Here is a 21,110-nt window from a genome sequence, read left to right as displayed (position 1 = left end):
GGTACCCCCAAGCGGGGGACACCGGCGGCTCAGGCGGCGGCAAGCCACTCGCGGCTTTCGCGGAGAAAGGTCTCCTGCATCGCCAAATAGTCCGGCCCTTTCACGGGGGTGAAAGGGTTGGGGCCTGTCGCCGTGCATTCGACGATAATGGGACCGGCATAGGCCGCCGCATCCAAGGCCGCGATGATCGCCGGGAAGTCAGTATGGCCCCGGCCAATCGCCTCGCGGTTCGAATCAGCGACATGAAAAAGACCCAGCTTCGACCCGACCTGCAGGATGGCGGCTGGCAGGTCACGTTCCTCGATATTCATGTGATAGGCGTCCAGCAGCACGGTCATGGCCTTCGCGCCGGCCTCTTGCAGCAGGGCCAGCGCCTGGGCGCCGGTGTTGATCTGATGCGATTCGTAGCGGTTGAGCACTTCATAGACCATCGGCACACCCGCCGCTGTCGCGTGGGCGTCCACCGCCCGCACGGAATCCACCAGATGGCGATCCTCTTCCTCCTGGCTTGCGATTGGCTTGATGCGGGTGACGAGGCCGTGGAAGGAGACGACGGGGGCGCCGCCCGCCACCTCCCGCGCCTCGGCCGCGAAGTCGATCAGGCGGCGGTAATAATCGACCGCCGCCGCTCTCACGGCCTGATCGGGATGGGAAGGGTCGCAATCCGCGGGCGTGAGAGAGAGGATGGAAAGGCCGTGATCGGCGAGCAGCCGCGCGGTGTCACCCGCGCGGAAGGTTTCGAGATCGCCGTGCAGTTCCACGCCGTCATAGCCGAGGGCCGCAAGGGATGCTGCAATCTCGGCCAGCGGTCGCGGCCCGTAGGTCCAGGTGCAGACGCCAAGCTTGCGAGCCATGATCCTCTCCTCAGCCGAGTTTCACGACGCGGCCGGTAGAAAGGCTTTCGAGCGCCGCATCGGCAAGCCGCAGCGCTTCTGCCCCATCCCGGAAGCTCGTGAGCGGCGTGGTGCGGGCTGCGACGCTCTCCACGAAATGGCCGACTTCGGCGGCATAGGCCTCGGCATAACGCTCGATGAAGAAGGGCAGAACGACATCGCCCTGACCAGTGCCGCTGGCGGAGAAGGACTGTACCGTCGTCGCCGTGCGGTTGCCGGCGATCAGCATGCCCTTTTCGCCGAAAACCTCGAGCCTCTGGTCGTAGCCGTAGGAGGCGCGGCGGCTGTTATTGATGTGGACGAGGGCGCCGGAGGCGGCCCGCATCGTCACCATCGCGGCGTCGATATCGCCGGCTGCCTTGATCGCGGGGTCCACGAGATTGGCGCCGAAGGCCTGCACTTCCACGATCTCGCCGGCGAAGTAGCGGGCGAGGTCGAAGTCGTGGATGGTCATGTCGCGGAACAGACCGCCAGAGACGTTAATATAGGCGATCGGCGGCGGGCCGGGGTCGCGGCTGGTGATGATGACCTGCTCCAGCTTGCCGATCTCGCCCGCCATCATGCGGTCATGCACGGCGCGAAAGGAGGGATCGAAACGGCGGTTGAAGCCGATCATGACGGTCGCGCCGAGATCGCGAATCTCGCCCCAGCACTGCTCGACCTTGGCCATGTCGAGCGCGATCGGCTTCTCGCAAAGGATAGCCTTGCCGGCGCGGGCAGCGCGGGTGATCAGCTCGACATGGGTGTCGGTCGAGGTCGCGATGAGCACGGCATCGACCTCGGGGTCGGCCAATACCTCGTCGATCGAGGCAGCGGCCTTGACGCCGAGCTCGGCGGCCATGGCGTCCGAGGCCTTGGTGAAGACGTCGAAGACCGAGGTGAGGCGGGCCTGCGGATGCCGGGCGAGGTTGCGGGCGTGCATGGTGCCGATGCGGCCGCAGCCGAGGACGGAAAAGCGGATCATGGTGACGTTTCTTTCGTGTTGGGCGTGTCTTCTTGGGACGTAGTCGGTGCCGGACCCTCTAACTCCACGGCGCGGACACCTTCCATCCGGGCCGCGACCGGGGCATCAGGAGCCTGAGGTGGGGTCTTCGGTAAGCCGGCGCCTCCCAGTGCGCTTGGAGCGTCTTTATTTCTTGATGGAATATATGGAAGAAACATTCCATTTGGTCTATCGGTTGTCAACGGGAGATGCAGCTGCATGACGATTGAGGATGGCGGAGGGTCCCATGGCGGGGGTTCGCCGCAGAGCTTTGGCGAGGCTGAGGAGGAGGCGATGACGGCGGCGCCGCAGGAGGGCGCAGTGCCGCGTGATTTCCGCGCGCTGCGGGCGCTCATTCTCGAGAGACGGGACAGTCTGCCCAAGCGGCTGGTGCAGGTCGCGGATTTCGCGGTCCAGCACCCGCAGGAGATCGCCTTCGGTCGCGTCGCCGAACTCGCCAAGCTCGCTCATGTGCAGCCTTCCACCATGATCCGCTTCGCCCAGGCGCTGGGCTATTCAGGCTTTTCCGAGCTGCAACTCGTCTTCCAGTCCCATGCCCGAAATCGCTGGCCTGACTACAACCTGCGCCTCGAGGCGCTGCATGAGGACAATCAGGGTGGCGACGCGCTGAGCCTGCTGGACGGGCTGGTCGAAGCTTCCTGCGCGTCTGCGCGGGACTTTCGGCAGAGTGTCGATGTCGACGCGCTGGAGCAGGCGGTCGAGCGGCTGGCCGCCGCGCACACCATCCATATCGTGGGCGTCCGGCGAGCCTTTCCGGTTGCGGTCTATCTCCTTTATGCGCTGCAGAAGCTTGGCGCGCGCTGCGATCTGGTGGACCAGCTCGGCGGCCTCGGCGCGCGGCAGACCGATCTGATCGAACCTGAGGACGTGTTGCTTGCCGTCAGCTTCACGCCTTACGCGACGGAGACGCTGGCGACGGCGCGCGCGGCCTTCCAGCGCGGCGTTCCCGTGGTCGGCATTACCGATTCGCCCTTTTCGCCGCTGGTCCAGGTCTCCTCCGTCTGGTTGGAGGTGGCTGAGGCCGATTATGGCGGTTTCCGGTCGCTTTCGGCCTCCTTCGCCCTGGCCACGACGCTTGCCATCGCGCTGGTCAGCAAGCGTTCGGGCGATCTGCCGCCAATTCGGCGGGATGAGAAAAAGGAAAATTCGGACCGGATTGACGAGGATTTGGAATAGTGGTTTTATTTTTCCAGAAGCAAAGGCGGCGTGAAGCCGCTGTTCCAGGAAACGCCTAACCCTTCCGCGCCGCTGCCATGGCCGGTTGGACCGATCCGCCAGAAAGGGATTCCCCATGGCCGCTCCCACGCTCGACCTCATCACGATCGGCCGCTGCTCCCTGGATCTCTACGGGCAGCAGATCGGCGGGCGTCTCGAGGATATGGGCTCCTTCAGCAAAGCGATCGGCGGCTGCCCCGCCAATATCGCGGTCGGCACCGCGCGTCTCGGCCTGCGCTCTGCCCTGCTGACCCGGGTCGGGGATGAGCAGGTCGGCCGCTTCATCCTCGAGCAATTGGCGCGCGAAGGAGTGGAGACGCGCGGCGTCACCGTCGATCCCAAGCGGCTCACCGCCCTCGTCCTACTCGGCGTGCGCGACAGCAGTACCTTTCCGCTTATCTTCTATCGCGACAACTGCGCGGACATGGCGCTGTGCGAGGCGGATGTGGACGAGGGGTTCGTCGCCTCGGCCGGCGCTGTCGTTGTCACCGGCACCCATTTCGCGCGCGAGGATACGGCGGCCGCGCAGTTCAAGGCGATGCGCATCGCGAAGCAGCATGGCAGGCGGGTCATCTTCGATGTCGATTATCGCCCCAACCTCTGGGGGCTGGCGGGCCACGATGCGGGCGAGAGCCGCTATATCCGCTCTGATGCGGTGACTGCGCATCTGGCGCCCGTGCTGCCGCTTTGCGACCTCATCGTCGGCACCGAGGAAGAGCTGCATGTGGCCGGCGGGTCCGAGGATACGCTGGAGGCGATCCGCAAGATCCGCGCGGCTTCCGCCGCCGTCATCGTTTGCAAGCGTGGGCCGATGGGTTGCGTGGTCTTCCCTGATGCCATTCCCGATAGTCTGGAGGAGGGCGTGCGCGGTCCGGGCTTCCCCGTGGAGGTCTATAATGTGCTCGGGGCGGGGGACAGTTTCATGTCCGGCTTCCTGCGCGGCTGGCTGCGTGGGGAAACGCTCGAAACCTGCTGTGCCTATGCCAATGCCTGCGGCGCCTTCGCGGTGTCCCGGCTGCTCTGCTCGCCCGAAATCCCGACCTTTCCCGAACTCGAATATTTCCTCGCACACGGCAGCAAGCAGCGGGCGCTGCGTTTCGACGCGGATCTGAACCATATCCATTGGGCGACGACGCGGACTGCGAGCCCACCCGGCATCATGGCACTCGCCATCGACCATCGCGTGCAACTCGAAACGGTCGCAAGCGAAGTTGGCGCGCCGTTCGAGAAGATTTCGGATTTCAAGGTGCTTGCCGTGCAGGCGGCGGCGCGGGTGGCGGCCGGCCGGCCGGGTTTCGGCATGTTCATCGACGGCCGCTACGGGCGCGAAGCGCTGTTCCGCGCCGCTGATCACAATCTCTGGACCGCGCGGCCGGTGGAGCGCACCGGCTCCCGGCCGCTGGATTTCGAGGCCGGCGGCAGCCTCGGTGCTCATCTTACCGAGTGGCCGATGGCGCAGGTCGTGAAATGCCTCTGCTTCTACCACCCTGACGATCCGGAGGATCTGCGTCTGCGGCAGGAGCGGGAGCTTGCTCGCGTCTATGACGCCTGTCGGATCCAGGGGCGCGATCTTCTGATCGAGATCATCGCTGGCAAGCACGGTTCGCTGATTGACGACACCATTCCCCGGGTCATCCAGCGGATCTACGATCTTGGCATCAAACCCGACTGGTGGAAGCTCGAGCCGCAGAAAAGCGCCGCCGCCTGGAGCCGGATCAATGAGACGATCACGGCGAATGACGTCTATTGCCGCGGCGTGCTGGTGCTGGGTCTGGAGGCGCCGATGGCCGATCTCGCCGAATCCTTCCGGGCCTGCGCCGGTGTCCCGGTGGTGAAGGGCTTCGCGGTGGGCCGCACCATCCATATCGAGCCGGCGCGGGCCTGGCTCTCGGGGCAGATTTCTGACGCCGAGGCGGTGGAGCAGATGGCGAACCGCTTCCAGGAACTGGTCGCGGCATGGGAGAATGGGCGCCGGGTTCGCGCCGCCTGAAGAAAGAAAAACGGGAAACGCTCACGATGCGCACAATTCGCCTCACCATGGCCCAGGCTTTGGTTCGCGCCATGGCAGCCCAGAAGACGGTGGTGGACACGGCGGCGGGGGAAACCCGCACGCTTCCCTTCTTCGGGGGTGTCTGGGGCATTTTCGGCCATGGCAATGTCGCTGCGATGGGCGAGGCGCTTTACGGCGCTCGGGACCAACTGCCGACCTTCCGCGCCCATAACGAGCAGGCCATGGCCCATGCCGCCATCGCCTATACCAAGGCGCTGCGCCGCCGCCGCGTCATGGCCTGCACCACCTCCATCGGCCCCGGTGCCCTGAACATGGTCACGGCCGCTGCCGTCGCCCATGTCAACCGCCTGCCGCTGCTGCTGCTGCCGGGCGATGTCTTCGCGAGCCGCCGACCGGACCCTGTGCTGCAGCAGATCGAGGTTTGGGCGGACGGCACGGTGAGCGCCAATGACGCGTTCCGCCCGGTCTCCCGCTATTTCGACCGCATCACCCGGCCTGAGCAGATCATCCCCGCCTTCGCGCGCGCCATGCAGGTGCTGACTGACCCGGCCGAGTGCGGCCCGGTAACCTTGGGGCTGTGCCAGGACGTGCAGGCCGAGGCCTACGATTTTCCGATGTCCTTCTTCGAGGAGCGGATCTGGCAGCCGCGCCGGCCGCGCCCGGATGCAGTGGAACTGGCGGCCGCGGTTATGCTGCTGCGGGAGGCGAAGCGCCCCTTCATCCTCTGTGGCGGCGGCACGCTTTATGCGGAGGCCGAGCGCGAACTGGCGGCCTTCGCCGAGGCCCATGGCATTCCCGTGGGCGAGACCCAGGCCGGAAAATCGGCGCTGCCGGCAAGCCATCCGATGAATATGGGTGCGGTGGGCGTGACCGGAACGGGAGCAGCGAACGAGATGGCGTCCGGGGCGGACGTCATTCTCGCGGTCGGCACGCGGCTGCAGGATTTCACCACCGGCTCCTGGGCGCTCTTCCAGGGTGAGGGCAGGCGGATCATCGGCCTCAACACCCAGGGTTTTGATGCGGCCAAGCATCACGCCCAGCCGCTGCTGGCGGATGCGCGTGCGGGATTGATGGAACTCGGCGCCGCCCTCGGCGGATGGACGGCGCCTGGCTCATGGACCGCGAAGGCGGCCGGAGTGAAGGCCGCCTGGTTCAATGTGGCGCGCGGCTATACCGACGCGCCCGAGCCCGCCGGCAATGCGCTGCCCTCGGACGCTCAAGTGGTCGGTGCCGTGCAGCGGCAGAGCCGGGTTTCGGACGTGGTGCTCTGTGCCGCCGGCGGATTGCCGGGCGAACTGCACAAGCTGTGGCAGGCGGAGCGCCCCGGCGGCTACCACATGGAATACGGCTTCTCCTGCATGGGCTACGAGATCGCAGGGGGGCTGGGCGTGAAGATGGCGGAACCGGCGCGTGAGGTCATCGTGATGGTGGGGGACGGTTCCTACCTCATGCTCAATTCCGAACTCGCCACCAGTGTTATGCTCGGCCTCAAGCTCACCCTCGTTATCCTCGACAATCGCGGGTTCGGCTGCATCAATCGCCTGCAGCATGCGACTGGCGGGGCGGGCTTCAACAATCTGCTCAAGGACGCGCGGCACGAGGTTCTGCCCGAGGTCGATTTTGCCCTCCATGCCCGCAGCCTCGGCGCGGTTTCGGAGAAGGTTGAAAACCTCGCGGGGCTGATGGATGCCCTGAAGCGCGCCCGCGCCAGCGACCGCAGCTATGCGATCGTCATCGACACGGATCCGCTGCCCAGCACTGATGCCGGCGGCCATTGGTGGGATGTGGCGGTTCCGGAGGTCTCGGAACGGGCCGAGGTCCGCGCGGCGCGCGAAGAATACGTGGCCGCGCTCGGCCGCCAGTTCATTGGCAATTGAAGCGAGGCGGGGCGGCCGAACCGCCCCGTATCTTTGAGGAGACGTTCTGGCCATGGCCATCCGCATTGGGGCGAACCCCATCTGCTGGGCGAATGACGACATGCCCGAATTGGGCGGAGAGACGACGCTCGAAACCATCCTGAGCGAGGCGAAGCAGGTAGGCTTCGAGGGGATGGAACTCGGCAAGAAGTTCCCCCGCACGCCGGAGGCGCTGACGGCGGCACTGGCCCCCTACGGCCTCGCCTGCATCTCCGGCTGGTATTCGGCGAAACTGCTGACACGGGACGGCGATGCCGAATTCGCCGCCATGCAGAAGCATCTCGGCCTGCTCAAATCCCAGGGCTCCGAAGTCATGGTTCTGTGCGAGACATCCAACACGGTCCAGGGCGAGATCGAGACGCCGCTCTCCCGCCGGCCGAAGCTCGTGGGCGACGGCTGGAAGACCTTCGGCGCGCGGATGACGCGGTTGGCCGACCTCATGCGAGCCCAAGGCATGCGCCTAGTCTATCATCATCACATGGGCAGCGTGGTGCAGAGCGCGGAGGATATCGACGCCTTCATGGCCCATACCGGGCCGTCCGTGGAACTGCTGCTCGATACCGGCCATGCGGTCTGGGGCGGGGATGATCCGGCCCGCCTTGCCAGCCGCTACCGCGACCGCGTTGGCCATGTGCACACAAAGGACATTCGGTCCGCGGTGCGCGCACAGTCGGAAGCCGAGGACTGGAGTTTCCTGAAAAGCGTGCTGAATGGCATCTATACCGTGCCTGGAGACGGCACGATTGACTTCGTCTCGATCTTCCGCGCACTGCCGGGCTATGCCGGCTGGGTGGTCCTGGAGGCCGAGCAGGATCCGGCGAAAGCCAATCCGCTTCAGTACGCGACCATGGGCTATGCCAATCTGCGAACCTATCTGCGCGAGGGAGGGCTTCTCTGATGGCATCGAAATTGTTGGTTCATCCGAGCGCACCCGACCGCGACGGATTCATCCATCACATCACTCCGGCTTCGGCCGGCTGGAGTTATGTCGGCTTTTCCGTCCTGAAACTGCCGCCCGGCAAGGTCGTCTCGCGCCCCACCGAAGGGAACGAGGTCTGCCTCGTCATCCTCTCGGGCCGCGTGCGCATCGCCGCAGGCGATCAGGATTTCGGCCTGCTCGGGGAGCGGAACTCGGTCTTCGAAGGTCTGCCCTGGTCGGTCTATGTTCCGGCCCATTCCGAGTGGACGCTGGAGGCCGAGGGCGAAGCCGAGGTCGCGGTCTGCAGCTCGCCGGCTGAAGGAAGGCTTCCCGCCCGCATCATCCCGCCCACGGACGTGGGGGAGGAGGTGCGCGGCAAGGGCACCAATACGCGCCACGTTCGCAACATCCTGCCCGACACTGCGACCGCGGAATCCCTGCTGGTCGTGGAAGTGGTGACGCCGGGGGGCAACTGGTCTAGCTATCCGCCCCACAAGCACGATGTGAACGACCCGCCGCGTGAGACCTATTTGGAAGAGACCTATTACCACCGCCTCAAGCGTGGCTCCGGCTTTGCCCTGCAGCGTGTCTATACCGACGACCGCTCGCTCGACGAAACCATGGCCATCGGCGACGGAGATGTGGTCTTGGTTCCCCGAGGCTACCACCCGGTTGGGGCGCCGCATGGGTTTGATCTCTTCTACCTCAATGTGATGGCGGGACCGGTGCGCGAATGGCGCTTCACCATGTCCCCAGATCACGCCTTTCTCACCTGGTAACGGCCCGGACCTCGGACCTGGAGACGATGATGGACATTGTTCAGCACTATATCGGAGGGGAACTGACCTCCGGCACCTCGACCCGCACCGCCAATGTCTATCAGCCGGCCGATGGCTCGGTCGCCCGTCAGGTCGTGCTGGGTACGCCCAAGGACGTCGACACCGCCGTGAAGGCGGCCGAGGCGGCCTGGCCGAAATGGGCGGCGATGCCGCCGCTCGCGCGTGCGCGCGTCATGTTCCGCTTCCGCGACCTGATCGAGCAGAAGGCGAAGGACCTCGCCGCCATCATCACCTCCGAGCATGGCAAGGTGCTGTCGGATGCGCTGGGGGAGGTCACCCGCGGCATGGAGGTCATCGAATTCGCGACCGGCGTGCCGGAACTGCTGAAGGGCGATTTCACCGAGCAGGTAGGCCGCGATATCGACGCCTATTCCATGCGCCAGCCGCTGGGCGTTTGCGCCGGGATTACGCCCTTCAACTTCCCGGCCATGGTGCCGCTCTGGATGCTGCCGACCGCGCTTGCCTGCGGCAACTGCTTTATCCTCAAGCCTTCCGAACGCGACCCTTCGGCCTCGCTCTTCATCGCCGATCTGCTCAAGCAGGCCGGCCTGCCGGATGGCGTCTTCGGCGTCGTTCATGGTGACAAGGAAGTGGTGGACGCGATCCTGGAGCATCCCGGCATCCATGCCGTGAGCTTTGTGGGGTCCACGCCCATCGCCGAATATATCTACAATACGGGGATCAAGCACGGTAAGCGCGTGCAGGCGCTGGGCGGCGCCAAGAACCATGCCATCGTCATGCCGGATTGCGACCTGGACAAGACGGCGGACGCGTTGATGGGCGCGGCCTACGGCTCTGCCGGCGAGCGCTGCATGGCGATTTCGGTCGCGGTTGCCGTGGGCGGCATCGGCGACAAGCTGATCGAGACCCTGGCCCCGCGGGTGCGTGCGCTGAAGATCGGGCCGGGCACGGACAATACCAACGAGATGGGTCCGCTGGTGACCAAGACGCATCTTGAGAAGGTCACCGGCTATATCGATGCCGGCGTCGCGGAAGGGGCCAAACTCGTTGTCGACGGTCGTGGGCTCAAGCTCCAGGGCTATGAGAACGGGAATTTCATCGGCGGCACGCTGTTTGATGAGGTGAAGCCCGACATGAAGATCTATCGTGAAGAGATCTTCGGGCCAGTGCTGGCGGTGGTTCGCGCGGATGACTTCGAAACCGCGATTGACCTTGTCAACAAACACGAATTCGGCAACGGCACCGCGATCTTCACGCGCGACGGCGATTCCGCACGCAACTTCGCACATCGTGTGCAGGCGGGCATGATCGGTATCAACGTGCCGATCCCGGTGCCGATGGCCTTCCACAGCTTCGGCGGCTGGAAGCGCTCGCTCTTCGGCGACCACCACATGCATGGGCCGGAGGGCATTCGCTTCTTCACCCGCTATAAGGCGGTGACCTCGCGCTGGCCGACGGGCATCCGTGCGGGCGCTGACTTCATCATGCCGACGCTGGGCTGACCTCCGCCCGATTTCCGTCTCCGGCGGCCCCGCACGCGGCCGGAGACTTTTCATTTGACGCAGCGCAACCAGTTTGGAGTCCTGTGATTTTGGGCTAGTGGCTTGACTCTGATGCCGTGCCTGTCTCACCTCATGTGAGAGTAATAATCAGCGTAATACGGCTGAGGGGGAAATAAATGAGCGATTCAGCTGCAAATGTGCAGGATGAAGCCGCGACGGAGAGCAAGACAGCGCGTGGTGGCGCGGTGGCGCTCGAAATGAGCGGCATCAGCAAGACTTTCGGAATGGTGTCCGCCCTGCGGGACGTCTCGCTCACTGCCTATTCCGGCGAAATCCACGCCCTGATGGGCGAGAACGGCGCTGGCAAATCCACCCTCATGAAGATTCTCTCCGGGGCCTATCACGCCGATCCGGGCGGTGAGATCCGCATCGACGGCAAGAAGCTTGAAATCGGTGATCCGCTCGCCGGCCGCCGCAGCGGCATCGCCGTCATCTATCAGGAACTGGCGCTGGCACCGAACCTGACGGTTGCTGAGAACATGTTCCTGGGAGAGGAGATGCGCCGTCACGGCATGATCGACCGCGCGGCCATGAATGCGGCCGCTCAGCCCTATTTGGAACGGCTGGCCGCGCCCTTCGGCCCGGCCGACAAGGTCGCGAGCCTCTCCATCGCCGAGCGTCAGCTGGTCGAGATCGCCCGCGCGCTCGCGGGTCATCCCCATATCCTGGTGATGGATGAACCAACGACCGCACTCTCCGCGCGCGAAGCTGACAAGCTCTTCACCATCATCCGTACACTGCGCAACGAAGGCATCGCCATCATCTACATCAGCCACCGCATGGCCGAGGTCTACGAGCTTTCGGACCGGGTGAGCGTGCTGCGGGACGGTGCAATGGTCGGCACCTTGATGCGCGCCGAGCTTAACCCGCAAACCCTGGTCCGCATGATGGTCGGGCGCGAATCCTCCTCCTTCTACAAGAAGGAACATCGTGCGCCGGCCGAAGGCCGCAAGATCGCGCTTGAAGTCCGCAACATGGATGACGGAGATCGCGTGCACGATTGTTCCTTCCAGGTTGCGGAAGGGGAAGTTCTGGGCATTGCGGGGCTGGTGGGTTCCGGCCGGACAGAGTTGGCCCGCCTTGTTTATGGCGCCGATCCGAAGACGCATGGCCAGGTTATCGTGGCCGGTCAGGAGCGGCATATCACCAGCCCGCAAGAGGCGATTGCTGCCGGCATCGTCTATCTCACCGAAGATCGCAAGGTCCTCGGTCTGTTTCTCGACATGAGCATCAGCGGCAATGTCAACATCAACGTCATCGAGCAGGACGCCAAGGCCGGCGGCGTGCTCAATCTCGGCGCCGCGCGCCGTCGGGCGGCGGAGGCGATCAAGAAGCTCGCCGTACGGGCACCGAATGCCGATATCAATGTCGGCGTCCTCTCGGGCGGCAATCAACAAAAGGTATTACTCTCGCGCCTGCTTGAAACAAATCCACGGGTGCTGATCCTGGATGAGCCGACCCGCGGCGTGGACATCGGCGCCAAGTCCGAGATCTATCGCATCATCGACCAGTTGGCCCGCACGGGAGCCGCCATCGTTGTGATCTCCAGCGAATTGCCCGAGGTCATCGGCGTATCGGACCGTGTCGTCGTGATGCGGGACGGGCATCTGGTGGGCGAGGTCACGAGCCACCCGGACAGGCCCATTACCCAGGAGGCGATCATGGAACTGGTGACGGACATATCAGCTGCCGAAGCGGCCTGACCGCTACGTTTGGTTCCTTTTGAAAAGCTATTCAGGCTATATCGTGTTGAAAGTTACGATGTATGCCCGGATTGGGTAGAAAAGTTCTAAAGTGCGGCTTGCGTCCGTCGCTTTCGTCGGGCTACCGCTTTTGACACGAAACGATAAAAACTGTGAGGACGTTCCATGGCTGAGGTTGCGAGTGGGCCGGGTGCGACGACCAAGGCGTCGCTGTCGCATCAGCAACGTGTGCGGGCCCTGCTCCAATATGCAGGCATGCTGCCGGTGCTCATTCTTCTCTGCATCGGTTTCGGGCTGGAGAACGAGCGCTTCTTCAGCCTGACCAATGCCTCGATCGTCCTGCAGCAGGCGGCGATCAATACGGTTCTGGCTGCAGGCATGACCTTCGTCATCCTGACTGCGGGTATCGACCTCTCGGTGGGCTCGATCCTCGCGGCCTCGGCCATGGGTGCCCTGATCTTCTCGCTGGTGCCGGGCTTCGGCATGCTGGGCGTGGTGGCGGGCCTACTCATCGGCCTTGGCTTCGGCCTGATCAACGGATTCCTGATTTCCGTCATCCGCTTGCCACCCTTCATCGTGACCCTCGGCTCGCTCACCGCCGTGCGCGGCATCGCGCGCCTGCTCGGCGCAGATCGCACCATCTTCAATCCCAACCTGCCCTTCGCTTTCATCGGCAATGCGACGCTCTTCGGCGTCTCCTGGCTCGTTATCATCGCGATGGTCGTGGTGTTGGTCTCGTGGTTCATTCTCAGGCGGACGGTGCTCGGCACGCGCATTTACGCGGTCGGCGGCAATCCAGACGCCGCGCGGCTGACCGGCATCAAGGTCGGGCGCATCCTGATGTTCGTTTATGCGACATCGGGTTTTCTCGCCGGCCTTGGGGGCGTCATGTCCGCCGCCCGGCTTTACGCCGCGAACGGGTTGCAGCTCGGCCAAAGCTACGAACTCGATGCGATTGCCGCGGTCATTCTCGGCGGCACTAGCTTCACGGGCGGCATCGGCTCCATCTGGGGCACGCTGATCGGCGCGCTGATCATCGCAATCCTCACCAACGGTCTCGTTCTTTCGGGCGTGTCCGATATTTGGCAATTCATCGTTAAAGGTCTGGTGATCATCGGTGCCGTCGCGCTCGACCGCTATCGCCTCGACCACAAGGGTCGCACCTGAAAGGCTGCGCCTTCTGCTGAGGTTTCGCATGCGCGGGCCCGGGGTCCGCGCATGAGGAGAGGTGGCGAGTGCCACTGGCTTCCCAATATTCAAAACGAGGAACGACAATGAAGTTTGCACGTAACGGAGTGTCGGCGGTGGCGCTCGGCGCTGTCCTGGTCGCCGGCCTTTCTTCCGCCGCCATGGCGAAGGACGTCACCATGGTGGGCATCACCGTGGGCTCGCTCGGCAACCCCTATTTCGCCGCGACCGACAAGGGCATCATCGCCAAGGCCAAGGAGATCACCCCGGGTGCCAAGATCACCGCGGTCTCCTCCGACTACGATCTCAACAAGCAGTTCACGCAGATCGACAATTTCATCGCGGCTGGCGCGCAGGTCATCATGGTCAATGCGGCCGACCCGGTGGCGATCGCCCCGGCGCTGATGAAGGCGCATAACGCGGGTATCGCCATCGGCGCCTTCGACGTCGCGGCGACGGGCGCGGATGTGACGGTGATGACCGACAACGTTCAGGCCGGTCAGGAATCCTGCCAGTACATCGTCGATCATCTGCCGAACAAGACCGGCAACGTCGTCATCGTCAACGGCCCGCAGGTGTCTTCCGTCATCGACCGCGTCAATGGCTGCGAGAAGGTGCTGAAGGCCAATCCGGGCATCAAGATCCTGTCCGACAACCAGAACGCCATGGGTTCGCGCGATGGCGGCTTCGCCGTGGGGCAAAGCCTGCTGACCCGCTATTCGAAGATCGACGCTGTTTTCGCGATCAACGACCCGACGGCGATCGGTTTCGAACTGGCGGCCAAGCAGCAGAACCGCAAGGAGTTCTTCATCACCTCGGTGGACGGCGCGCCCGATATCGTACCGGAAATCAAGAACAAGGATGGTCTGATCAAGGCCTCTGCGGCGCAGGACCCCTACGGCATGGCGGCCAAGGCCTATGCCTATGCGGTGGATATCGTCAACGGCAAGGCGCCCCCCTCCAAAGTGGTGCTGCTGCCGCCGACCCTGATCACCATCGACAATGTCAACAGCTATGGGGGCTGGGACCCGACCCAGGCGACGAAGTAACCTCGCCGGATGCGAACACCCCGGGGATGCTTCCCCGGGGTGTTCGCGTGCCCGAACCCCGGGCTAGTCATCTGAGGCCAGGTTCAGGCCTAGCCGAAGTGATAATTGACTTTGCCCATTAACCGACCGCCAAATGCATGGAGAACAAAAAACCGCAGTTTTTAGCGGCCTTTTGAAGAGGAACCGCCGTGGACGAGGAAGACCTCGCCATCCAGAAAAGGCAATTGGCCGACGCGAAGCTCGGGCGATTGATAACGCCAATCGCCATGATCGCCTTCCTGGCTCTCATGATTTGGATTGCGCTCCATTACCACGGTATTAGTGGGTAGCCTTCCCACGCCGGGTATCGGCTCTTAAAGCCGCACCCAGCGCTCCTCGCGCCCCGAAAGCAGGGCGGCGTCGATCACCCGCTGCACTTCATAGGCTTCGCGGAAATCGGCGAAGGGTTTCGGACCGCCCGCGAGGGCCGCAAGAAAATTCCGAATTTCGATGACCTTGAGATCGTTGAAGCCGATCTGATGGCCGCCGGCGATGCAGAACGCGCCATAGGGCGGATGTTCCGGGCCGGCCAGGATGGTCCGGAAGCCGTTGCGGCTCCGATCCGGCTCCACCTTGTAGTAGCGGAGTTCGTTGAACCGCTCCTGACTGAAGACGAGTGCGCCCTTTTCACCGATGACCTCGAATTCCAGCTGCATCTGTCGCCCGGAAGACAGCCAGCTGGTCTCGATCGTGCCCCGGCAGCCCCGGGCGAAACGCACCAGCAGCCTTGCCTGGTCATCGACCGCGACGGCGCGGCGCGCGTCTGGCTGGCCGGGCAGGGGCCTTTCGCCGATGACCGTCTCGACGTCGGCGGCAAGTGCCGCGATGGGGCCAAGGAGGAATCGCGCGATGCCGATGATGTGGCTGCCGATGTCGGCAATGGCGCCGGCGCCGCCTGCAGGGTCCAGCCGCCAAGTCCAGGGCGTGCGGCGGTCGATCATGAAATCCTCCGCATGGATGCCGCGAAACCCCCAGATCTGTCCGAGTTCCCCGGCCTCGATCATCTCCCGCGCCAAAGCGAGGATGGGATTGCAGATGTAGTTGAAGCCCACTTGCGTCACGACGCCGGCGCGTTCCGCGGCCTGGACCATGGCGAAGGCGTCCTCCGCCGTGGGGGCGAGCGGCTTCTCGCAATAGACCGGCTTGCCAAGCGCCAGGGCGGCGAGCGCGATCGGTGCATGCAGCTTGTTCGGCGCCGTGATGTCCACCACATCGACTGCCGGATCGGCAACCAGCGCCTGCCAGTCTCCCGTGGCGCGGGCAAAGCCGAAACGGGAGGCGGCCGTTTCGGCGGCCTCTTGGCTGATATCGGCGAGCAGTTCGAGGCTAGGTTCTAGGGGCAGGTCGAAGACACCGCCGACGGCGCGAAAGCCCAGTGCATGGGTGCGGCCCATGAAGCCGGAACCCACGAGGCCGATACGAAGTTTTTGTTTCATATTTTTGGTGTCCTGGAACGTCTGATCGATATTGCCACGTCCCGGGCCGCCGGTCATGTGCATTTGGGAAATGCCTCCACCCATGGCAAAGGTGACTTTCTTCAGTAGGAGACTCTGCCGTGGCTGGCCCGATCCCGATTAAGAGCGCCTGGAATTTCTGCAGCGACAATGTGGCGCCCATTGCGCCTGAAATCATGGCGGCAGTCGCTGCCGCCAACGAAGGCAACGTCTCCTCCTATGGCGGCGATACCTGGACCGACCGCCTGACAGACCGTTTGGCGGTCATCTTTGAGACCGATCTCGTGGTCTTCCCGGTGGCGACCGGCACCGCCGCGAATGCCCTCGCGCTGAGCACGCTGGTGCCGCCTTACGGCAGCGTGCTCTGCGCCGAAGAGGCGCATATCAACACCGACGAATGCGGTGCGCCCGAATTCTTCACGGGCGGCGCCAAGCTCGTGGGGCTGCCAACCGAGGACGGGCGGCTCACGGTTGAGCAACTCGAGGGCCCGGTGAACCATGCGCGGGCGATGGGTGTGCATTACATGCAGCCCCATGCCGTCAGCATCACCCAGTCCACGGAATGGGGTGCTGTCTACGGGCTGGAGGAACTGCGCGACCTCGGTGCCGCGACGAGGAACCAGGGCATCGCGCTCCACATGGATGGCGCCCGCTTCGCCAATGCCCTCGTCCATCTCGGCTGCTCGCCGGCGGAGATGACCTGGCGGGCCGGCGTGACCGCGCTCTCCTTCGGCGCCACCAAAAATGGGGCCATGGCGGCTGAAGCCGTGATCTTCTTCGACCGCGCCCGCGCGCGCGGCTTTGCTGAGCGGCGCAAGCGGGCAGCCCATCTCTGGTCCAAGCAGCGCTTCATGAGCGCCCAGCTGCTCGCCTATCTGGAAGACGATCTCTGGCTGCGCCATGCGCGCCACGCCAATGCGCAAGCCGCGCGGCTTTCGGAAGGGCTCGGCGCTGTACCCGGCGTCTCCATGCTGCATGCCGTGCAGGCGAACGAACTCTTCGTGGTCATGCCGGAAGGGGTTGTGACAGCGCTGGAGGCGGAGGGCTTCGGCTTCTACCGCTGGACAGGCCGGGTCGGCGGTGAGCAGGCGGTGATCCGTCTCGTCACCTCCTATGCAACCGAGCGACAGGCGGTGGAGGACTTCATTTCCGCTGCCGCGCGCTTCGGCAATCGCTGAGGGCCTGATCGGTTTGGATGAAGCGCGATGGCGGTTCGTCCAAACCGTGAATCAGGTCCTTTTCTAGCTTCGACGGTTATTTCACCGCACCCATGGTGAGGCCCCGGGCGATGTATTTGTGGACAATGATGCCGCCGATGATCACAGGCGCGCAGACCATGGTGGACGTCGCCATCACCTGCGGCCAGGGGATGACATAGCCGCCGAGATAGTTCAGCACGACGGTCGGTGCCGTGCGGGCATCGGGTGAGGGCGTCAGGATGAAGGCATAGAGCATGTCGTTCCAGGCAAAGATGCCTGAGAGGATGGCGGCGACCGCGATGCCGGGCTTGACCAGCGGCAGGGAGATTTTGAGGAAGATCTTCACCCGGCTCAGCCCGTCGAGCTGGGCCGCCTCCTCCAGCGCCACCGGCACCGCGCTGAACTGGTCCACCAGCAGCCAGACGACCAGCGGCACGATGAAGACCTGGTAGACCAGGATCAGCACCACGGGGTTGTTGATCAGGCCGAGCCAGGAGGCGGTGAGGTAGAAGGGGATGAGCACCACCACCGGCACCAGCATCCAGTTCGTGACGTACCAGAACCAGACGTCGCGCCGGCCGCGGAATCGGTAGCGCGCAATGCCATAGGCAGCGGGGGCGCCCACCAGCAGGCCGAGCGCCACGGCCGAGACGGTCACCAGTACCGAATTGAGCAGATTGCCCAGCACCTCGGTGTTCTCGATCGCATCCGCATAGGCGGCGAGGGTCGGCGCGAAGAACCATTTCGGCGGCATGGAGAAGAGGTCGTTCTCCGTCTTCAGCGAGGCCGTGACCATCCAGTAGAGCGGAAAGAGGATGAGGAGCAGCGTGACGACGAGACCGACCGCTTGCAGCAGGCGGAGCAGCGGCGCGCGCAGATCGGACATCAGTCCATCTCCCGGTAGAAGACGCGGATATAGATGCGGGCCAGCAGGATCGACAGCACCAGCATGAGGATCGATTCCGCGGCGGCCAGACCCACGTCGAAACCACGGAAGGCCATACGCTCGATCTGCATGACCGCCGTTTCCGTGGCGGTCCCCGGGCCTCCTTTCTCGATCGTATAGATCATGTCGAATTCCTTGATCGTGAAGGCGGTCTGGAAGACGAGGGCCGCGGTGATGCCGGGCCACATGAAGGGCAGCTGAATGGAGCGGAAGCGCGGCCACCAGCGCTCGGTTTCGAGTACGGCTGCCTCGTCGATGTCCTGCGGCACGGTGGAGAGAGCGGCCGAAAGGACAAGGGCGACGAAGGGTGTCCATTCCCAGATCTGGACAATGAGCACGGTCGTATAGGCCGAGAGTGGCCGGCCCAGCCAGTCAAGCGCGGGAATGCCGATATAACCCAGCAGGTGATTGATGATGCCGAGCTGCTGGTTGAACATGAGCTGAGTGAGCAGGCCGACGACGGACGGCGTGATGGCGATCGGGATGACCAGGCAAATTTGCAGCAGGCGCCGCAGAACCAGGAAATTCTGAGAGTCGAGCGCGAGCGCGATCATCATCCCGAGCGCGAGTTCGATCGGCAGCGTGATGACGATCAGCACCAGGGTGCGCAGCACTGAATGGCCGAAATCGCTGGAGGTGAAGGCGTGGGCATAGTTTTGCAGGCCGCCGAAGCTCGGCGGCCCCATGCCCATCACCCAGGACTGAAGCGAGGCGACCAGCGTGTAGATGACGGGATAGAGGCCGATCGCCAGCAACAGGATGACGGAAGGAAGGATGAAGAACCAAGGCTCCATCTTCTCACGCCAGCTGGGTGGAGCAACAGCCATGGGCGGCGCGCGGTCTTGCACTCTGTCACTCATCCTGAAACTCCGCGCGCCGTCTTGGATCGGGTCGTCGGTATCCGTTGACCGTCCTTACTTATATTGCGCCATCGCCGCTTCGGGGTTGTTGATCTTGCCCCAGCAATTCGAGGATTTCATGTAGCCGGTGAGATCCTTCTCCATGCTGTCGAGACCGGCCTGCACCGCGACCTGGCCAAGCTCGATACGCGAACCCCAGTCGGAGACGATGTCCGAGAAGCGCGGGTAGCAACCGAGCTGCGGCCGCCAGTCGGGCACAGTGGAGTGCTCCCAGGTGTCGACCATCGGCGCCAGGTTCGGGAACTTGGCCTGGACGGAGGAATCCTCGTCCGCGCTCTGCCGCGCGACCACCGCACCGCCCTCGATCAGCGGTTTGGCCATTGCCTTCGAGGTTAGCCATTGGATGAACAAATACGTTGCGTCCTGGTGCTTCTTGTTGATCTGCGAACTCACCATATAGGCGAAGCCGCCGAAGGCCGAGTAGCCGCCCTTGGGACCCTTGGGCTCGGGAGCGATGCCGAGATCGTCACCGAGGTTGGAGGCGGCGAGCGTCGGGTAGAAGGCCGACCATTCGGTGATCATGGCAACCTTCTTCTGCGCGAAGAGTTGCACGACCTGACTGTGATCGTCGGAGACGATGCCGTCGGGCATGTATTTCAGCAGGCTCTGACGGAAGGTGATGCCGGCGACCGAATTGGGTGCGTTCACCGAAATCGTCTTGTTGTCATAGTCGATGAAGCGGCCGCCCCATGGCCAGAGGAAACGGGCGAAGGCATCGGCCGTCTGCGTCTCGCCGCGGGCCGATTGCAACGCATAGCCCCAGACACCCTTGGACTTGTCGGAGAGCTTCGGCAGATAGGTGTTCTCGAGCTCGTCCCAGCTGGCGGGCGGCTTGTCGAACCCGGCCGCCTTCAGCATCGACTTGTTGTAGTACAGCAGGCCGGCATAGGAATCGAAGGGCAGGCCATAGAGTTTATTGTCTACCGTGAAGCTTGCGAGCCAGACGGGGAAGAAATCCTTGAGGTCGAGATCGGGATCGGCGAGCTTGTCATCCGACGTGAACTTGCTGAGCGGCAAGACCCAGCCCGGATCGGCGAAGTTCACCGGCCAGACGACGTCGGAAAGGATCGCGTCGAACTGCTGGCTGTTGGAGATGAAGTTCAGCGTCTCTTCCTTGAGCGTGTCCTCATAGGGGAAGATGTTCCAATGCACATGGATGCCCGTTTCCTTTTCGAATTCGGGCGTCAACTGCTGCGCGATCTTGTAGCTCGGGCGGTCGAGACCGACCACGGTGATGGTCGTGCCCTTGTAGGGGGCGGAGGCTTCCTTGAGCGACCATGCATGGGCATGACCGACGCCGGCATAAAGCGCCGCCACGGTCGCGAGACCTAGAGACCAGCTTTTCACGCGCATTCCTCCCCGGTTTGTCCGACGCGTTGATCGCGTTCGGTCGTTTGATGGTTATCGACGCCCGCACTTCCCGGACGTCGGGGGAAGCGCGCTCCCGCGGGCGCGGCGAATTGTTATCCGTAACACAATCCTGTAAGGGAGCGGCAGCAAGAGTGTCAACCGGACCGTTTCGGTAAGATACCCGAAGGGAGGATTGAATGGCTGAAGTCGGCATCGAACGCCTGCATAAGACCTTCGGCGAGACCCAGGTTCTGAACGACATTTCGATGCAGATTCGCCACGGGGAATTCATGGTCTTCGTAGGTCCCTCCGGCTGCGGCAAGACCACGCTGCTGCGCAGCATCGCGGGCCTCGAGAAACCGAGCGCCGGCCGTATCCTGATCGGCGGCGACGACGTGACGCGCTGGCCGCCGGCCCGCCGCGGCGTTTCCATGGTGTTCCAATCCTACGCCCTCTATCCGCATATGACGGTGCGCGAAAACATCGCTTTCGGACTCAAAGTGGCCGAGGTGCCGAAGGAGGAAATCGCGAAACGTGTCACCGAGGCCGCCGCGATCCTCCAGATCGGCCATCTGCTGGAACGTCGGCCGAAGGAGTTGTCGGGCGGTCAGCGCCAGCGCGTCGCTATCGGCCGCTCGATCGTGAAGCAGCCGAAAGCGTTCCTGTTCGACGAACCGCTTTCCAATCTCGACGCCGAACTACGCGTGCAGATGCGCGTCGAACTGGTGGGCCTGCACGACCGGCTGGGCGCCACGATGATCTATGTGACGCATGATCAGGTGGAAGCCATGACCATGGCTGACCGCATCGCGGTGTTGAACAAAGGCGCGGTGGAGCAGATCGGCGCGCCGCTCGAACTCTATCGCCAACCGCGCAACCTCTTCGTCGCGAGTTTCATCGGCTCACCCAAGATGAACTTACTGCCGAGCGCCGTGCAGGCAAC

Annotated in this window: 18 protein-coding genes; 12 read left to right on the top strand and 6 right to left on the bottom strand. The window is 63.8% G+C overall.

Annotated features, from left to right (window positions below):
* Positions 1 to 29: 29 nt before the first annotated feature.
* Positions 30 to 854 (bottom strand): sugar phosphate isomerase/epimerase family protein, encoded by an 825-nt coding sequence (locus VL752_RS15180; protein WP_325356698.1) that lies wholly within the window; start codon positions 852 to 854, stop codon positions 30 to 32.
* A gap of 10 nt (positions 855 to 864) precedes the next feature.
* Positions 865 to 1,857: an inositol 2-dehydrogenase gene (gene iolG / locus VL752_RS15175; protein WP_325356697.1), complete on the bottom strand. Its 993-nt coding sequence runs from the start codon at positions 1,855 to 1,857 to the stop codon at positions 865 to 867.
* Between the two features lie 237 nt (positions 1,858 to 2,094).
* On the opposite strand from iolG, the gene VL752_RS15170 reads away from it, so the two are divergent.
* The 10 genes from VL752_RS15170 (at position 2,095) to VL752_RS15125 (ending at position 14,588) form a co-directional block, all read left to right on the top strand.
* Entirely contained in the window at positions 2,095 to 3,072 is a 978-nt protein-coding gene (locus VL752_RS15170; protein ID WP_325356696.1) for a MurR/RpiR family transcriptional regulator, read from the top strand.
* A 115-nt stretch (positions 3,073 to 3,187) separates the two neighbouring features.
* Positions 3,188 to 5,101 (top strand): bifunctional 5-dehydro-2-deoxygluconokinase/5-dehydro-2-deoxyphosphogluconate aldolase, encoded by a 1,914-nt coding sequence (locus VL752_RS15165; protein ID WP_325356695.1) that lies wholly within the window; start codon positions 3,188 to 3,190, stop codon positions 5,099 to 5,101.
* A gap of 26 nt (positions 5,102 to 5,127) precedes the next feature.
* Positions 5,128 to 6,999 carry a 3D-(3,5/4)-trihydroxycyclohexane-1,2-dione acylhydrolase (decyclizing) gene (iolD, locus tag VL752_RS15160; protein WP_325356694.1) on the top strand — a complete coding sequence of 624 codons (1,872 nt, stop codon included), beginning with the start codon at positions 5,128 to 5,130 and terminating at the stop codon, positions 6,997 to 6,999.
* Positions 7,000 to 7,051: 52 nt separating this feature from the next.
* Positions 7,052 to 7,936 carry a myo-inosose-2 dehydratase gene (gene iolE, locus VL752_RS15155; RefSeq protein WP_325356693.1) on the top strand — a complete coding sequence of 295 codons (885 nt, stop codon included), beginning with the start codon at positions 7,052 to 7,054 and terminating at the stop codon, positions 7,934 to 7,936.
* Positions 7,936 to 8,736: a 5-deoxy-glucuronate isomerase gene (gene iolB / locus VL752_RS15150; RefSeq protein WP_325356692.1), complete on the top strand. Its 801-nt coding sequence runs from the start codon at positions 7,936 to 7,938 to the stop codon at positions 8,734 to 8,736. The genes iolE and iolB overlap by 1 nt, the downstream gene beginning before the upstream one ends.
* 29 nt (positions 8,737 to 8,765) lie before the next feature.
* The gene (locus VL752_RS15145; protein ID WP_325356746.1) at positions 8,766 to 10,259 is read left to right on the top strand and encodes a CoA-acylating methylmalonate-semialdehyde dehydrogenase; all 1,494 of its coding nucleotides are present in this window, start codon (positions 8,766 to 8,768) and stop codon (positions 10,257 to 10,259) included.
* Between the two features lie 176 nt (positions 10,260 to 10,435).
* A complete protein-coding gene (locus VL752_RS15140; protein WP_325356691.1) occupies positions 10,436 to 12,022 on the top strand; it encodes a sugar ABC transporter ATP-binding protein in 1,587 nt (528 codons plus the stop codon).
* Between the two features lie 165 nt (positions 12,023 to 12,187).
* Complete coding sequence (locus VL752_RS15135; protein WP_325356690.1) at positions 12,188 to 13,189, top strand: ABC transporter permease subunit; 1,002 nt, start codon at positions 12,188 to 12,190, stop codon at positions 13,187 to 13,189.
* 107 nt (positions 13,190 to 13,296) lie between these two features.
* Entirely contained in the window at positions 13,297 to 14,259 is a 963-nt protein-coding gene (locus VL752_RS15130; RefSeq protein ID WP_325356689.1) for an ABC transporter substrate-binding protein, read from the top strand.
* A 188-nt stretch (positions 14,260 to 14,447) separates the two neighbouring features.
* Positions 14,448 to 14,588 (top strand): hypothetical protein, encoded by a 141-nt coding sequence (locus VL752_RS15125; protein WP_325356688.1) that lies wholly within the window; start codon positions 14,448 to 14,450, stop codon positions 14,586 to 14,588.
* Between the two features lie 24 nt (positions 14,589 to 14,612).
* Here the strand turns inward: VL752_RS15125 and VL752_RS15120 are convergent, their stop codons facing one another.
* Entirely contained in the window at positions 14,613 to 15,734 is a 1,122-nt protein-coding gene (locus tag VL752_RS15120) for a Gfo/Idh/MocA family protein (protein ID WP_325356687.1), read from the bottom strand.
* Positions 15,735 to 15,853: 119 nt separating this feature from the next.
* Here VL752_RS15120 and VL752_RS15115 point away from each other — a divergent pair, with 119 nt between their 5' ends.
* Entirely contained in the window at positions 15,854 to 16,930 is a 1,077-nt protein-coding gene (locus VL752_RS15115; protein ID WP_325356686.1) for a threonine aldolase family protein, read from the top strand.
* A gap of 76 nt (positions 16,931 to 17,006) precedes the next feature.
* Here the strand turns inward: VL752_RS15115 and VL752_RS15110 are convergent, their stop codons facing one another.
* Genes VL752_RS15110 through VL752_RS15100 form a run of 3 tightly spaced genes read right to left on the bottom strand, consistent with a single transcriptional unit; the run spans position 17,007 to position 20,170 of the window.
* A complete protein-coding gene (locus VL752_RS15110) occupies positions 17,007 to 17,837 on the bottom strand; it encodes a carbohydrate ABC transporter permease (protein WP_325356685.1) in 831 nt (276 codons plus the stop codon).
* Positions 17,837 to 18,757 (bottom strand): carbohydrate ABC transporter permease, encoded by a 921-nt coding sequence (locus VL752_RS15105; protein WP_325356684.1) that lies wholly within the window; start codon positions 18,755 to 18,757, stop codon positions 17,837 to 17,839. Before VL752_RS15105 ends, VL752_RS15110 begins: the two co-directional genes overlap by 1 nt.
* A 54-nt stretch (positions 18,758 to 18,811) precedes the next feature.
* Positions 18,812 to 20,170 carry an ABC transporter substrate-binding protein gene (locus VL752_RS15100; RefSeq protein WP_408863139.1) on the bottom strand — a complete coding sequence of 453 codons (1,359 nt, stop codon included), beginning with the start codon at positions 20,168 to 20,170 and terminating at the stop codon, positions 18,812 to 18,814.
* Between the two features lie 194 nt (positions 20,171 to 20,364).
* On the opposite strand from VL752_RS15100, the gene VL752_RS15095 reads away from it, so the two are divergent.
* A partial coding sequence (locus VL752_RS15095) for an ABC transporter ATP-binding protein (RefSeq protein WP_325356682.1) occupies positions 20,365 to 21,110 on the top strand: 746 nt, incomplete at its 3' end.

It is taken from the genome of Acidisoma sp., assembly GCF_035492295.1.
Classification (GTDB): Bacteria; Pseudomonadota; Alphaproteobacteria; order Acetobacterales; family Acetobacteraceae; genus Acidisoma.
This window is presented reverse-complemented; position numbering and strand designations above follow the sequence as displayed.